This is a genomic window from Streptomyces dryopteridis, assembly GCF_049606955.1.
In the GTDB taxonomy this organism is placed as follows: domain Bacteria; phylum Actinomycetota; class Actinomycetes; order Streptomycetales; family Streptomycetaceae; genus Streptomyces.
Genome location: NZ_CP187113.1, coordinates 2,972,021 through 2,986,424 on the forward strand (window position 1 = coordinate 2,972,021; position 14,404 = coordinate 2,986,424).

Sequence of the window (14,404 nt, forward strand, 5' to 3'; positions counted from 1 at the left end):
ACCGCGGGCGCGTGGGGGCCCGGGTCGGGGTCGGGTGGGGTGCGGGGGCCCGGGGGCCTCAGGCAGGGTCCAGGGGGGCCTGGGGGCGCGGGACGGGCGTGCCGGGGGGCGCGTCGAGCAGGTCGGTCTCCTCGAAGACGAGCAGGGTGCGGGTGGACAGCACCTCGGGGATGGCCTGGAGCCGGGTGAGCACCAGCTCGCGCAGGGTCCGGTTGTCCGGGGTGTGCACGAGCAGCAGCACGTCGAAATCACCGCTGACCAGCGCGATGTGCGCGGCCCCCGGCAGCTCCCGCAATTGCTCGCGCACGGTGCGCCAGGAGTTCTGCACGATCTTCAAGGTGATGTACGCGGAGGCGCCCTGACCGGCGCGTTCGTGGTCCACCCGGGCCGTGAACCCCTGGATCACCCCCTCGTCGATCAGCCGGTTCACGCGGGCGTAGGCGTTGGCGCGCGAGACGTGCACCTGCTCGGCCACGGAGCGGATGGAGGCCCGGCCGTCGCGTTGGAGCAGCCGCAGGATGGACCGGTCGATGGGGTCCAGCGGCCGGGCCTCCGGTGCACGGGCCTCCGGCGGCCTGGGCGTGCCCGGGACGGGTCCGGCGGGCCCGGCGGGCGGGGTCTCGGGCGGGCCGGTCAGGGGCGGCGCCGGGCTCCGGTCGGGCGCCGCCGGTTCGGGGTGGGCGCGGGGCGCGCCCCCCGGCGCTGGCACCCGCGCCGGCCCCCGTTCCCGGGCCCCTGTCGGCCCCTCGACCCCGCCTCGCGCGCCCCCCGGGCCCCGACCCCCCGGTCCGGCCATTTGTTCATCCGGCATTGCCCCCTGCCTCCCTGTGCTGGACGTCCTGTGTCCATCCCACGGCCGCGTCGCCCGTTTGTCCACAGCCTGGGGGCGCCTGTAGCCAAATTGCCGGGGCAACCGAACAATCGGTAGGTGAGGCGGCTCACACCGGGCCGCCCTCCTGCCCGCTTCCCACGAGGAGGTGCACGCCGTCATGACGGTGCAAGAGCTGCCCGGTGCCGGACCCGCCGACGCGGCCCACCGGCCGCCCACGGCCTCCCCCGCCTGGCGCCCCCGGACCGATCCCGCCCCCCTGCTGCCCGACGCCGAGCCGTACCGGGTGCTGGGCACCCCGGCGGCCGACCGGATCGACCCGGAGCTCATGCGCCGGGCCCACGCCGAGCTGGTGCGCGGCCGGCGCTACAACGCGCAGGCCACGGCCCTGACCCGGCAGGGGCGGCTCGCCGTCTACCCGTCCACCGTCGGGCAGGAGGGGGCCGAGATCGCCGCCGCCCTCGTCCTGGCCGAACGGGACTGGCTCTTCCCGAGCTACCGCGACACCCTCGCGGCCGTGGCCCGGGGCCTGGACCCGGTGCAGGCCCTCACCCTGCTGCGCGGGGACTGGCACACCGGGTACGACCCGCGCGCCACCCGCATCGCCCCGCTCTCCACCCCCCTGGCCACCCAGCTCCCGCACGCGGTGGGCCTGGCGCACGCGGCGCGGCTGCGCGGGGACGACACGGTGGCCCTGGCCATGGTCGGCGACGGCGGCACCAGCGAGGGCGATTTCCACGAGGCCCTGAACTTCGCGGCCGTCTGGCGGGCCCCGGTGGTATTCCTCGTGCAGAACAACGGCTACGCCATCTCCGTGCCGCTGGCCAAGCAGACCGCCGCCCCCACCCTCGCCCACAAGGCCGTGGGCTACGGCATGCCCGGCCGGCTGGTCGACGGCAACGACGTGGCGGCCGTGCACGAGGTGCTGGCCGAGGCTGTGGCCCGGGCCCGGGCCGGCGACGGACCCACCCTCGTGGAGGCCGTCACCTACCGGATCGAGGCGCACACCAACGCCGACGACGCCGGCCGCTACCGCGACGAGGCCGAGGCCGCCGCCTGGCGCGAGCACGATCCCGTGCGGCTGCTGGAACGCGAGCTGACCGCGCGCGGGATCATCGGCGAGAAGGAGATCGCGGCGGCCCACGAGGCGGCCGAGGAGATGGCCGCGGACCTGCGGGAACGGATGAACGCCGACCCCGTCCTCGACCCCATGGACCTCTTCGCGCACGTCTTCGCCGAGCCCACCCCGGCGCTGCGCGAGCAGGCCGCCCAACTGCGCGCGGAACTCGCGGCCGAGGCCGCGGACGCCCCGGAGGCAGGACGATGAGCACCGCCACCACCCCCGCCCCGACCCGCGCCCCCGGCCCCGCCAAGCCCGCGACCATGGCCCAGGCCCTCAACCGGGCGCTGGCCGACTCCCTCGCCGCCGACCCCGACGTGCTCGTGCTCGGCGAGGACGTCGGCACCCTCGGCGGGGTCTTCCGGATCACCGACGGACTGGCCGCCCGCTTCGGCGACCACCGCGTCACCGACACCCCGCTGGCCGAGGCCGGCATCCTCGGTGCGGCCGTGGGCATGGCCATGTACGGGCTGCGGCCGGTCGTGGAGATGCAGTTCGACGCCTTCGCCTACCCGGCCTTCGAGCAGCTGCTGTCGCACGTGGCCCGGATGCGCAACCGGACCCGGGGCGCGATGCCGCTGCCCATCACCGTCCGCGTGCCCTACGGCGGCGGGATCGGCGGGGTGGAGCACCACAGCGACTCCTCCGAGGCGTACTACACGGCCACCCCCGGACTCACCGTCGTCACCCCGGCCACCGTCGCCGACGCCTACGGGCTGCTGCGCGCCTCCATCGCCTCCGACGACCCGGTGGTCTTCCTGGAGCCCAAGCGGCTCTACTGGTCCAAGGCCGACTGGGATCCCGAACGGCCCGAGGGAGTCCCCGGCATCGGGCGGGCCGTGGTCCGCCGGGCGGGCACCGGGGCCACCCTCGTCACCTACGGACCCGCGCTGCCGGTCTGCCTGGAGGCCGCCGAGGCGGCCCGCGAGGAGGGCTGGGACCTGGAGGTCGTGGACCTGCGTTCCCTGGTCCCCTTCGACGAGGAGACCGTGCTGGCCTCCGTCCGGCGCACCGGCCGGGCCCTGATCGTGCACGAGGCCAACGGCTTCGGCGGACCGGGCGCCGAGATCGCCGCCCGGATCGGCGAACGCGCCTTCCACCACCTGCACGCCCCGGTGCGGCGCGTGACCGGGTTCGACATCCCGTACCCGCCGCCCATGTTGGAGAAGCACCACCTGCCCGGGGTCGACCGGATCCTGGACGCGGTCGCGCGCTTGCAGTGGGAGAACTGATGCCGCAGGTGTTGGAGTTCAGGCTGCCGGACCTCGGCGAGGGACTGACCGAGGCGGAGATCGTGCGCTGGCTCGTCGCGGTCGGCGACGTGGTCGCCGTGGACCAGCCCATCGTCGAGGTGGAGACCGCCAAGGCCATGGTCGAGGTGCCGTGCCCCTACGGCGGCGTGGTGACCGCGCGCTTCGGCGAGGAGGGCACGGAACTGCCGGTCGGCGCCCCGCTGATCACCGTCGCCGTCGGCTCCGGCACGGTGCCGACCGGGAGTGGGGTCGGGAGCGGGGCCGGGGCGGAGGCGGAGGACGAGACGGGCTCGGGGAACGTGCTCGTCGGCTACGGGACCGGACACGCGAGCACCGCCCGCCGGCGCCGCGTCCGCCCGCCGGAGCCGGTGGCCGTGCCGCCGACCGCTCCGCCGGTCGCGCCCGCGCCCGTCGCGACCGCGGGGCCGATCGGGTCGGTGGCCGTGATCTCCCCGCTGGTCCGCAAACTGGCCCGGGACCACGGGGTGGACCTGTGGTCCCTGCACGGCAGCGGGCCCGAGGGGCTGATCCTGCGCGCGGACGTGGAGGCGGCCCTGCGCGCGCTCGACGTGCCCGCGCCGGCGCCCGTGCCGGACGTGCCCGACGGACCCGGGGCGGGCGGATCCGGGACGGTCGAGCGGATCCCGCTCAAGGGGGTGCGCGGGGCGGTCGCCGAGAAGATGTCCCGCAGCCGCCGCGAGATCCCCGACGCCACCTGCTGGGTGGACGCCGACGCGACCGAGCTGATGGCGGCCCGCGCCGCGATGAACGCGGTGGACGGCCCCCGGATCTCGGTGCTCGCGCTGCTGGCCCGGATCTGTGTGGCAGCCCTGGCCCGGTTCCCCGAGCTGAACGCGACCGTGGACACCGAACGCCGCGAGATCCTGCGCCGGTCCGAGGTTCACCTCGGCTTCGCCGCGCAGACCGACCGGGGCCTGATGGTGCCCGTGGTCCGGGACGCGCACCTGCGCAGCCCCGAGCGGCTCAGCGCCGAGTTCGCGCGGCTCACCGAGACCGCGCGGGCCGGGCGGTTGGGGCCCGCCGAACTGACCGGCGGCACCTTCACCCTCAACAACTACGGGGTCTTCGGGGTCGACGGCTCCACCCCGATCCTCAACCACCCCGAGGCCGCGATGCTCGGGGTCGGCCGGATCGTGCCCCGACCGTGGGTGCACGGAGGGGAACTGGCGGTCCGCCAGGTGGTGCAGCTCTCGCTCACCTTCGACCACCGGGTCTGCGACGGCGGCACCGCGGGCGGCTTCCTGCGGTACGTGGCCGACTGCGTGGAGCACCCGGCGGTGCTGCTGCGCAGCCTGTGACCCCGCAGCCTGTGACCAGGGCTCAGGGTGCTCGTGTGGGCGACTGTTTCACGTGAAACGGCGGGGTCGGTGTTTCACGTGAAACACCGACCCCGGACCGGATCCGGCGAGGGCCGTCAGCCGGCCACCCGCAGCAGCACCTTGCCGACGTGCGCACTCGACTCGACCAGCCGGTGGGCCTCGGCGGCCTCGGCCACCGGCAGGGTCGCGTGCACGACCGGACGCACCCGACCGCTCGCCACCAGCGGCCACACGTGCTCGCGCACGGCGGCGACGATCGCGGCCTTCTCCTCCAGGGGACGGGTGCGCAGCGCGGTCGCCGTGATGCTCGCCCGCTTGGCGAGCAGCGCGCCCAGGTTCAGCTCGCCCTTCACCCCGCCCTGCAACCCGATGACCACCATCCGCCCGTTCACGGCCAGGGCCTCCACGTTCCGGCCCAGGTACTTGGCGCCGATGATGTCGAGGATCACGTCGGCCCCGGCACCGCCGGTCGCGGCCTTCACCTCGGCCACGAAGTCCTGCTCGCGGTAGTCGACGAGGATCTCCGCGCCCAGCTCGGCGCACCGCTTGAGCTTCTCCTCGCCACCGGCCGTCACGGCCACCCGGGCCCCGACCGCCTTGCCGAGCTGCACGGCCATCGTGCCGATGCCGCTGGACCCGCCGTGCACGAGCAGGGTCTCGCCGGGGCGCAGGCCGGCGGCCTGGAACACGTTGGACCAGACCGTCGCCGCCACCTCGGGCAGGGCCGCCGCCGTCACGAGGTCCACCCCCTCCGGCACGGGCAGCAACTGACCGGCGGGCACGGCCACCTTCTCCGCGTAGCCGCCGCCGGCCAGCAGCGCGCAGACCTCGTCCCCGACCGCCCAGCCCGAGACCCCGGGCCCGAGGGCGAGGATCCGGCCCGAGCACTCCAGGCCCGGGTACACGGGGGCGCCGGGCGGCGGATCGTAGAAGCCCTGCCGCTGCATCAGGTCGGCCCGGTTCACGGCGGTCGCCGCCACCTCCACCAGGACCTCGCCGGGACCGGGCACCGGATCGGGGACCGCGGTCCACTCCAGGACCTCGGGGCCCCCCGAACGCGCAATCGTGATCGCATACATGGCCCGGACCCTATGCCCTGCCCGCCCCCGACGCGCGGGGGACGGACGGGCCGCGGCTCAGTTCCCGGGCAGGGTGAGCGGGGTCGGGCCGGTGGGCCCGGCGGGCGGGGCCGCGCGCACGATGACGATCAGCCGGTCGGTGAGCTGCAGGGGTCCCACGTGCACGTCGTCGTAGGCCAGCAGTCGGTGCCCGCGCAACACGCTGACCACCAGGTCCTCGGTCTCGCGGACCCCCTTGCCGACCTCGCACTTGGTCACCGGGCGCTCGATGATGTCCAGCCCGGAGCCCTGCTGGATCAGGTCCTCCATGACGGTGCCCGCGCTCGGGCTGAGCACCGACAGGCCCAGCAGCCGACCGGCCGCGCTGGCGCTGGTGATGACCGCGTCCGCCCCCGACTGCTTGAGCAGCGGGGCGTTCTCCTCCTCGCGGACCGCGGCCACGATCTTCGCGCCCCGGTTGAGCTGTCGGGCCGTCAGCGTCACCAGCACGGCGGTGTCGTCGCGTTGGGTGGCGATGATGACCTTGCGGGCCTTGTGCACCTCCGCCCGGCGCAGCACGTCCGAACGGGTCGCGTCCCCGACCACGCCGGTGAACCCCTCCGCGTTGGCCATGTCGATGACCTTGGCGGACGGGTCGACGATGACGACCTGCTCCTTCTGCAGACCGGTGGCCAGCAGGGTCTGCAGGGCCGAACGGCCCTTGGTGCCGAAGCCCACGACCACCGTGTGCTCGCGCAAGTTCTTCCTCCAGCGGTTGAGCCGCCACTCCTCCCGGGTGCGCTCCGTCAGCACCTCCAGGGTGGTTCCGACCAGGATGATCAGGAACAGCACCCGCAGGGGGGTGATCAGGAGGACGTTGACCAGGCGGGCGCTGTCGCTGTAGGGGACGATGTCGCCGTATCCGGTGGTGGAGAGGGTGACGGTGGCGTAGTAGACGCAGTCGAGGAAATCGACGCTCTCGTTCGCGTTGTCGTGGTACCCGTCCCGGTCGAGGTAGACGATCAGGACGGTGAGGCAGAGCACGAACAGGGCCATCAACAGCCGCTTCGTGACCTGCCGGAGCGGCTTCTCGACCACCCGGCGAGGCAGTTTGATGCGGCGTGAGACGAGCTTCTCGTCCGCGTCGCGGGCCATCGCGTCCTGGCCGTTCAGTTTCACGTGAAACACCCTCCCGAAGACCAGGGCAGGTCGAGGATCTCCAACTCCTGCCCGGCCTCGGCGCCGTGCGGGGGAACGACCGCGAGGGCGTCCGCCCCCGCGACCCCCCGCAGCATCGCGGGACCGTTCCACCGCAACGGTACGCACAGCTCCCCGTCGAGCAGCACCGGGATCAACCGGGTGTCGTGCGGATGCCCCGGCACGGCGTCCCGGACGGCGGCCGTCCACCGGTGCCGGACGGCCCGGCCGGAGAGGGCGCGCAACAGCGGCTCGGCCAGGGTCACCAGCCCCGACACGGCGGCCAGCGGGTTGCCCGGCAGGCCCACCAGGTGGCGTACCCGACGCGGCTCGTCCACGGGGGCGGGCAGCCGGGCCAGCAGCATCGGGTGCCCGGGGCGCACGGCCACCCCGTCCACCAGCAGCTCCGCGCCGAGTCGGCGCAGTACCGGGTGCACGTGGTCCACCGGGCCCGAGGCCGTGCCGCCGGTGGTGAGGACGAGGTCGGCCGCGCTGCCGGCGAGCAGCTCGTGCAGGGTGTCGGCGCCCTCGGGGTCGTCGCCGATCCGGTGCGTGCCGAGCACCTCGGCGCCCAGCGACCGCAGCCACGGGGCCAGCATCGGGCCGAGGGCGTCACGGATCAGGCCCTCGTGGGGCAGGCCCGAGGTGAGGAGTTCGTCGCCGAGGACCAACACCTCGACCCGGGGCCGGGGGTGGGTGCGCAGCTCGTCGTAGCCCGCGGCGGCGGCCAGGCCCAGGACGGCCGGGCTGACCCGGGCCCCCTCGGGCAGCAGCAGGTCACCGGTGCGGCACTCCTGGCCCCGGGGGCGGATGTCCTGTCCGGTGTGCACGAGCCGCTCCGGGTACAGGCGCTCCTTCTCGGCGTCCAGCCGGGCGTGCTCGCTGCGGACCACGGCGGTCGCCGAGGGCGGGACCCGGGCCCCCGTCGCGATCCGGACGGCCTCGCCGTCGGCGAGCGGTTCGGGACCCTCGGAACCGGCCAGCACCCCGGCGCCGGTCCGCACGGTCCAGGGGGCGGGCCCGGAGACGGCCCAGCCGTCCATGGCGGAGGTGTCGAAGGGCGGCAGGTCGGTGAGGGCCGTCAGCGGGCCGGCCAGCACCTCGCCCAGGGCCTCGGCGGCGGGCACCAGGTGCACGCCGCCGCCTCCCGCGTGACCGGCGCGGACCGCGAACTCGCGGGCCCGGTGCCAGGCGGAGGCCCGGTGTCCGCCCCCGTCGGGGTTGCGGGTCACCAGGGCCAGGGCCTCGTCCAGGGCCCGCTCCGGGGGCTGCGGGGCGGTGCCGGTCGCGGCGGCCGGGCCCGGATCCGGGTCGGGGGCCGGGGCCGGGGTCGGGGTCGGCTCCGGAGTCGGTTCCGGGCCCGCGTCGTGCGGGGTGGTGGAGGCGACGGGGGCGGTGGGAGCGCTGGGGGCGGGTTCGGCGAGGACCACGTCCAAGGGGTCCACGGGCCCGAACGGGACGGGAGCGGCGGGAGCGGCAGGGGTGGCGGGGGCGGCCCCCACCGGGTCGGACACCGCCCGCCCGGCCCCGGCCGCGCCGGAGCGGGGCCGGGCCCAGTGGGCGAGGGCGTCGTCGAGGTCGCGTTCGGCGTCCCGCAGGCGGGCGGCCGGATCGGCTTCCTGGGGCGGGGTCATGCCGAGGAGTTCTCCCCGGGCTCCCCCGCGGCCGGCTTCTCCGAGGCCCCCTCCCCCGAGGCGTGGGCCGCCTCGGCGGCCCAGCGCAGGGCCAGGTCGGCGGCCTGTCGGGAGGCCGCGGCCACGGCCGCGGCCGGGTCGGCGCCGGCCGCCTCGGCACGGGCGGCGGCGTACCCGACCAGGAAGGTGGTCAGCGGGGCGGCGGGGCGGGCGACGCCGTGCGCGGCGTCGCGGGCGAGGTCGAGCAGGGTCTTGACGTCCACATCGACGTCACCGAGGTCGAGTTCGCTCTTGGCTGCGGTGATCCATTCGTCCAACACCTTTCCATGCTCCCTGATCCGGGCCCGCGCCGACGCGAGATCGTCCCAGGTGTCGCAGTCGAAGGACGCCAGTTGAGTGGTGCCGGAAGTCCCGGCGGGCACGGGCCGAAGGGCCAGTTCGGCCGTCAGGAGTCGCAACGGCAGGCCGCCGAGCGAACCGTGTTCGGCGGCCAGCAGGGCGCACTCGCGCCGCAGCGGCTCCGTCCGGTACGCCGCCACCAGCGGCTGGTCCCGACCGTCGGCGTCCCGCAGCACGGCCCCCTCCACCGCCGGATCGGCCGCCGCCCGCAGCAGGGCCCCGGTGGTCGCCGGGTCCAGGAACGGCAGGTCGGCGGAGAGCACCAACACCCACGGGGCCCGCACCTCCCGCAGCCCCGCCCACAGCGCGGCCACCGGCCCGCCCCCCGGCGGGTCCTCGCGGGTCCACCGCACGGGCCGGCCGGTGGCCCGCCGCGAGCCCACCACGACCGTGCGCCCGGCCCCGGGGCAGGCGGCCAGCACCCGGTCCAGCAGGGTGCGCCCGCCCACCGGCAGCCCCGGCTTGTCGGCCCCCGACAGCCGACGGGCGGCCCCGCCGGCCAGCACCACCGCGTCGTGCGCCGGTGGCTCGGAGGGGAGGGAGGGATCGCGCGGCGCGTGCGGGGGGAGGGGGGCGTGAGGGGCCATGGCTTCGAGTATGGCCCCGGACGCGAGAACGCCCGCCGCCCCGCGAACGGGGACGACGGGCGTCGTCGTGCCGGGATCCGGCTCAGAGGTACGGGCCCGATCGGACGGCGCCGTGGCCGTCTTCCTCGTCGTCCCCGCCGGAGCCGGGCGGCAGGGCCCGGCGCATCTGCTCCAGCTGCGCCCGCGCCGCCATCTGCTGCGCGAACAGGGCGGTCTGGATGCCGTGGAACAGCCCCTCCAGCCAGCCCACCAACTGGGCCTGTGCGATCCGGAGTTCGGATTCGGAGGGGATCGCCTCGTCGGTGAAGGGCAGGGACAGTCGCTCCAGCTCCTCCACCAGCTCGGGGGCCAGACCGTCCTCCAGTTCCTTGACGGAACTGGCGTGGATGTCCTTGAGCCGGACCCGGCTGGCCTCGTCCAGAGGCGCGGCGCGCACTTCTTCCAGAAGTTGTTTGATCATGCTGCCGATGCGCATGACCTTGGCGGGCTGTTCGACCATCTCCGTCACGGGGACCTCGCGCGACTCGTCATCGGCGCCGCCGACCGCCGCCCCGTCCTGTCCCACGATCAACACCTGCGGGGGGCTGTCCTGCGACCGTTCACTCCTCGGCATCTCCATGCCGAGCATTCTCTCGCACACCTGCGTACTCACACGGTGTGCCCCCGCACGCACGTGATCCACCCTCCGCCCGGCCGGTCGTTGCCGACCCGTCACCGACCCGGGGTCGCGGGCCCGGTCAGCGGCGCAGCCGGACCGCGATGCAGCCCAGGCCCACGCCCATCAGGGCCAGGCCGGTGCCGAGCGGCACCAGGTGCGTGCCGAGCTCGGTGAACCGGGTGTTCGGCCGGGTCCCCAGGTACTGCCGGGAGCCCTCCGCGAGCACGTCCGGGTCCGTCACCTCGGGCACGCGCGGCCGGGCCGGGGCGATGGCCTCGGGGGCCACCGGCGGGGGCGGGACGGGGTGAGCGACCCGGACCGGGGCGGCGGACGGCGCGTCGGGGGCGGGTTCGGCGTCCACCGGGCGGCCGGGGCGGTCACGGCCCTCGCCGGCGGGACTGCCGGCCAGCCGGTGCGGGGCGGTGGGGTCGGTCTCCCCCTCCCCGGCCTCCTCGGCGGTGGCCGCGAGCACCACGGCCGTGACCGGCGCCCCGAGCACGGGCGGGAGGGAGCGGGCCGCGTCGGGCGCGGACGGGAGCAGGAAGAGTGCGAGGAGCGCGCCGGCAGCCGCGGGCACGCCGAGTCCGAGCGTCACGGGGAGGTCCCTCCCGTCCCGAGTGCTGCGTGAACGTCTCGTCCAGCGTCACACGGGGCACCGCCCGGGGCATCCCGGGCGGCGCGGACGGGTCGCCCGAGCGGTCCCGCGCTGTTTCACGTGAAACAGGGCCGGCTCAGCCGACGGGGTTCCCGGTGGAGACGGTCAGGGTGAAGGTCGAGCCCTTCTTCGGGGTGGTGGAGCCCGGCGCCGGCAGCTGCTCCATCACGGTGCCCTCGCCGTACACGTTCTCGTCGCGGACCTGGGTGTTCAACTGCCAGCCGGCGGCCTGGAGGCACTCGCGCACCGAGTTGATGTTCTTGAAGCGGAAGTCCGGCACGTCGACCTGCTGCGGGTCGGAGTAGGAGGTGCGGGCCTCGCTGCAGATCTTCTTGTCCACGGTGGCCCCCAGGTTCGGCCCCTTGTGCCCGGCGACCGCGACCGGAGCGGAGGAGGAGGCCGAGGGGTCGGGATCCTTCGACCCGTCCTTGCCGTTCATCACCAGGGCGGTGACCAGGCCGCCGATCGCCAGCACGGCCACGGCCGCGCCGATCAGCACCGGGGTGTTCCGCTTCCGCCCCGGGCCGCCCGGCGCGCCGGGGGAGGCCGCGGGGAAGGGGCTCGTGCTCTGCGCGGCGGGCGGGTAGGCGTAGCCGCCGGTCTGCCCCGGGGCCTGGTAGGGGGAGGCGGTGGGCGCGGGGGTCGGCGCGTACGGGGACGGGGCGGGGGTCGGGGCGTAGGCCCCGGGGGTGGCGGCCGAGGCGTCCAGCGGCGGGAACACGGTGGAACCGACCCCGGCCCCGCTGTTGGCGGGCGGCCCGCCGGCGACGATCGAGGGCGCCGCCCCGTGCCCGCCCAGGGAGGCCAGCACCCGCAGGCACTCGCCCCGCATGGCCTCGGCGGTGGGGAAGCGCTCGTTCGGGTTCTTCTTCAGCGCCCGCAGCACCAGGGCGTCCATGGCCGGGGTGACGGAACGGTTCACCGTGGAGGGCGCGACCGGCTCCTCCTGCACGTGCGCGTAGGCGATGGCCAGCGGCGAGTCCGCGTCGAAGGGGAGTCGGCCGGTCAGCAGCTGGAACAGCATGATGCCGACCGAGTACAGGTCGGAACGGGCGTCCACGCCCCGGCCCAGGGCCTGCTCGGGCGAGAGGTACTGCGGGGTGCCGACGACCATGCCGGTCTGGGTCATGGAGGTGACCCCGGACTGCATGGCGCGCGCGATGCCGAAGTCCATGACCTTGATCGTGCCGCGCCGGGTCACCATCACGTTGCCGGGCTTGATGTCGCGGTGCACCAGCCCCATCTCGTGGCTGGCGTCGAGGGCGGCGAGCACGTCGGCGGTGACCTGGAGGGCGCGGTCGGCGGGCATCGCCCCGTGCCGCTCGATGTCGGCGCGCAGCACCGAACCCAGTGGGTCGCCCTCCACGTACTCCATGACGATGTACGGCATGACCTCGCCGCCGAGCTCGCCCTCGCCGGTGTCGAAGACCGAGACGACGTTCGTGTGCGACAGTTTCGCGACAGCTTGGGCCTCGCGGCGGAAGCGCTCGCGGAAGGACTGCTCCCGCCCGAGCTCGCTGTGCAGGGTCTTCACGGCCACCGGGCGGTCCAGGGCGGTGTCGTGCCCCAGGTACACGGAGGCCATGCCGCCCTCGCCGAGGAGATCGTTCAGCCGGTAACGGCCACCGGCCAAGGAACCGCCCGCGTACCGGCCCTGGGTGCCGTGACCGCCGTCCTGACTCATGACTCCTGCTTCCCCTCCGGCGGTCCGAGACGCCAGTGCCGTGCTCTTGTCGGTGGCCAGTCTGCCGGAGGCGACCCACACGTCAAGCGAGGTGCCCGTTCTGTGACCGCCTGGCAACGGTCCGGGGTAGTCCGAACGGGGACGGGTGCGAAGGCTGTAGCGTTCAGTCGGAGCACCCGTATCACACCGGACACGTCGAGATCGCTTGTCCGGCCGAGAGAGACGACGGCGAGGACTGATGGCACCCGAACCCGATGGAAACGGCGCCGGGATGCCAGACGGTCCTGAGCTGTGGGGCGCGTCCGGCCTGGTGGGTGACGGTCGCTACCGGCTCACGCACCGGCTCGGCCGGGGTGGCATGGCGGAGGTGTTCGCCGCCGAGGACGTCCGGCTCGGCCGCACCGTGGCCGTCAAGCTGCTGCGCGCCGACCTGGCCGAGGACCCGGTCTCCAAGGCCCGGTTCACGCGCGAGGCGCAGTCGGTCGCGGGCCTGAACCACCACGCGGTGGTCGCCGTGTACGACTCCGGCGAGGACCGGATCGGGCCGAACATCGTCCCCTACATCGTGATGGAGCTGGTCGAGGGCCGCACCATCCGCGACCTGCTGATCAGCGCCGAGGCCCCGGGCCCCGAGCAGGCCCTGATCATCGTCTCCGGGGTGCTGGAGGCGCTGGCCTACTCGCACCAGCACGGCATCGTGCACCGGGACATCAAGCCCGCCAACGTGATCATCACGAACAACGGCGCGGTCAAGGTCATGGACTTCGGCATCGCCCGCGCCCTGCACGGGGCGCAGTCCACGATGACCCAGACCGGCATGGTCATGGGCACCCCGCAGTACCTCTCCCCGGAGCAGGCCCTCGGCAAGGCCGTCGACCACCGCTCCGACCTCTACGCCACCGGCTGCCTGCTGTACGAGCTGCTGGCCCTGCGTCCGCCCTTCACCGGCGAGACCCCGCTGTCGGTGGTCTACCAGCACGTGCAGGACGCGCCGATCCCGCCGTCCCGGCTGCCCTCCTCGCACGGGGTGCCGGCCGAGCTCGACGGGCTGGTGATGCGTTCGCTGGCCAAGGACCCCGACGACCGGTTCCAGAGCGCCGAGGAGATGCGCGGGCTGGTCCAGTACGCGCTCCAGATGCTCCAGGACCAGGGGCCGAACACCGGCACCTGGGGCACCGGCCCCGTCACCATGGCCCTGCCGCACGGTCCCGGGGGCGGTGTCGCGCCCGCGCCGATGGGTGTGACCGGCCCGCAGGCCGGCTATCCCGGCCACGGGAACCCGACCGGGGCCACCTCGCAGTTCGCGGCCCCGATGGTGCCCCCGCTCAACCCGGACGACGGCTCCGCCTTCGGCGCCGGCGGCGGCCAGGGCGGCGGCCACGGCGGCTACGGGGGCGGCGGCTACGACAACGGCGGCGGGGGCGGTGGGCGCTGGAAGAACGTGCTGCTCGCGGTCGTCGCCGTGATCGCGGTGGCGGGCATCGTGGTCTTCGCGCTCAACAACATGGACCTGTTGGGGAACGGCAAGAAGGGGGAGGACAAACCGTCGAACTCCCCCAGCGTGAGCCAGTCCACCGGTTCCCCCTCGCCCACGCCCTCCGAGTCGAAGCGGGCCACGGAGAGCCGGGAAGAGGAGGACACCTACACGCCGACCCAGCCCAAGACGCGCACGCCGAAGCCCCCGCCGGTCACGCACAGCCAGGCCCCCGAGCCCAGCAAGTCGACCGAGCCGGAGCCCTCGAAGAGCACGAAGCCGGACCCGGACCCGAGCGGTTCCGGTGGCACCGGCGGTGACGGCGGCACGGGTGACGGCGGCACCGGCAACAACGGCGGCACGGGGAACAACGGCGGCACCGGCAACAACGGCGGCACGGGCAACGGGGGCGCCGACGCCGGCGCCGGCGGGACGCCCTGATCGCGGGCACACGAGGACGGGCCGGGGCCCGACGGGAGCGGACGTGACGCTCCGGTCGGGCCCCGGCCCGTATTC

Annotated in this window: 12 protein-coding genes; 4 read left to right on the forward strand and 8 right to left on the reverse strand. The window is 74.9% G+C overall.

Annotated features, from left to right (window positions below; translation table 11 throughout):
- Nucleotides 1-58: 58 nt before the first annotated feature.
- Nucleotides 59-796: an Lrp/AsnC family transcriptional regulator gene (locus tag ACN20G_RS12670; RefSeq protein ID WP_424215490.1), complete on the reverse strand. Its 738-nt coding sequence runs from the start codon at nucleotides 794-796 to the stop codon at nucleotides 59-61.
- A gap of 193 nt (nucleotides 797-989) precedes the next feature.
- Here ACN20G_RS12670 and pdhA point away from each other — a divergent pair, with 193 nt between their 5' ends.
- The 3 genes from pdhA to ACN20G_RS12685 are packed head-to-tail and all read left to right on the forward strand — an operon-like array spanning nucleotide 990 to nucleotide 4,521.
- A complete protein-coding gene (gene pdhA, locus ACN20G_RS12675) occupies nucleotides 990-2,156 on the forward strand; it encodes a pyruvate dehydrogenase (acetyl-transferring) E1 component subunit alpha (protein WP_424212855.1) in 1,167 nt (388 codons plus the stop codon).
- On the forward strand, nucleotides 2,153-3,181 hold the full coding sequence (locus ACN20G_RS12680) for an alpha-ketoacid dehydrogenase subunit beta (protein WP_424212856.1): 1,029 nt from the start codon (nucleotides 2,153-2,155) through the stop codon (nucleotides 3,179-3,181). The genes pdhA and ACN20G_RS12680 overlap by 4 nt, the downstream gene beginning before the upstream one ends.
- Complete coding sequence (locus ACN20G_RS12685) at nucleotides 3,181-4,521, forward strand: dihydrolipoamide acetyltransferase family protein (protein ID WP_424212857.1); 1,341 nt, start codon at nucleotides 3,181-3,183, stop codon at nucleotides 4,519-4,521. Before ACN20G_RS12680 ends, ACN20G_RS12685 begins: the two co-directional genes overlap by 1 nt.
- A 116-nt stretch (nucleotides 4,522-4,637) precedes the next feature.
- Here the strand turns inward: ACN20G_RS12685 and ACN20G_RS12690 are convergent, their stop codons facing one another.
- From ACN20G_RS12690 to ACN20G_RS12720, 7 genes are all read right to left on the reverse strand, one after another.
- Nucleotides 4,638-5,621, reverse strand: a complete 984-nt coding sequence (locus ACN20G_RS12690) for an NAD(P)H-quinone oxidoreductase (RefSeq protein ID WP_424212858.1) — start codon at nucleotides 5,619-5,621, stop codon at nucleotides 4,638-4,640.
- A gap of 57 nt (nucleotides 5,622-5,678) precedes the next feature.
- The gene (locus ACN20G_RS12695) at nucleotides 5,679-6,755 is read right to left on the reverse strand and encodes a potassium channel family protein (RefSeq protein WP_424215491.1); all 1,077 of its coding nucleotides are present in this window, start codon (nucleotides 6,753-6,755) and stop codon (nucleotides 5,679-5,681) included.
- 20 nt (nucleotides 6,756-6,775) lie between these two features.
- Complete coding sequence (locus ACN20G_RS12700) at nucleotides 6,776-8,431, reverse strand: molybdopterin molybdotransferase MoeA (RefSeq protein ID WP_424212859.1); 1,656 nt, start codon at nucleotides 8,429-8,431, stop codon at nucleotides 6,776-6,778.
- A complete protein-coding gene (locus ACN20G_RS12705) occupies nucleotides 8,428-9,417 on the reverse strand; it encodes an NTP transferase domain-containing protein (protein WP_424212860.1) in 990 nt (329 codons plus the stop codon). The genes ACN20G_RS12700 and ACN20G_RS12705 overlap by 4 nt, the downstream gene beginning before the upstream one ends.
- Before the next feature lie 82 nt (nucleotides 9,418-9,499).
- Nucleotides 9,500-10,036 carry a bacterial proteasome activator family protein gene (locus ACN20G_RS12710; protein WP_424212861.1) on the reverse strand — a complete coding sequence of 179 codons (537 nt, stop codon included), beginning with the start codon at nucleotides 10,034-10,036 and terminating at the stop codon, nucleotides 9,500-9,502.
- 118 nt (nucleotides 10,037-10,154) lie between these two features.
- Nucleotides 10,155-10,670 carry a hypothetical protein gene (locus tag ACN20G_RS12715; RefSeq protein ID WP_424212862.1) on the reverse strand — a complete coding sequence of 172 codons (516 nt, stop codon included), beginning with the start codon at nucleotides 10,668-10,670 and terminating at the stop codon, nucleotides 10,155-10,157.
- Nucleotides 10,671-10,806: 136 nt separating this feature from the next.
- Nucleotides 10,807-12,414, reverse strand: a complete 1,608-nt coding sequence (locus tag ACN20G_RS12720) for a protein kinase domain-containing protein (RefSeq protein ID WP_424212863.1) — start codon at nucleotides 12,412-12,414, stop codon at nucleotides 10,807-10,809.
- A gap of 238 nt (nucleotides 12,415-12,652) precedes the next feature.
- On the opposite strand from ACN20G_RS12720, the gene ACN20G_RS12725 reads away from it, so the two are divergent.
- Complete coding sequence (locus ACN20G_RS12725) at nucleotides 12,653-14,329, forward strand: protein kinase domain-containing protein (protein WP_424212864.1); 1,677 nt, start codon at nucleotides 12,653-12,655, stop codon at nucleotides 14,327-14,329.
- The last annotated feature ends 75 nt before the right edge of the window (nucleotides 14,330-14,404 follow it).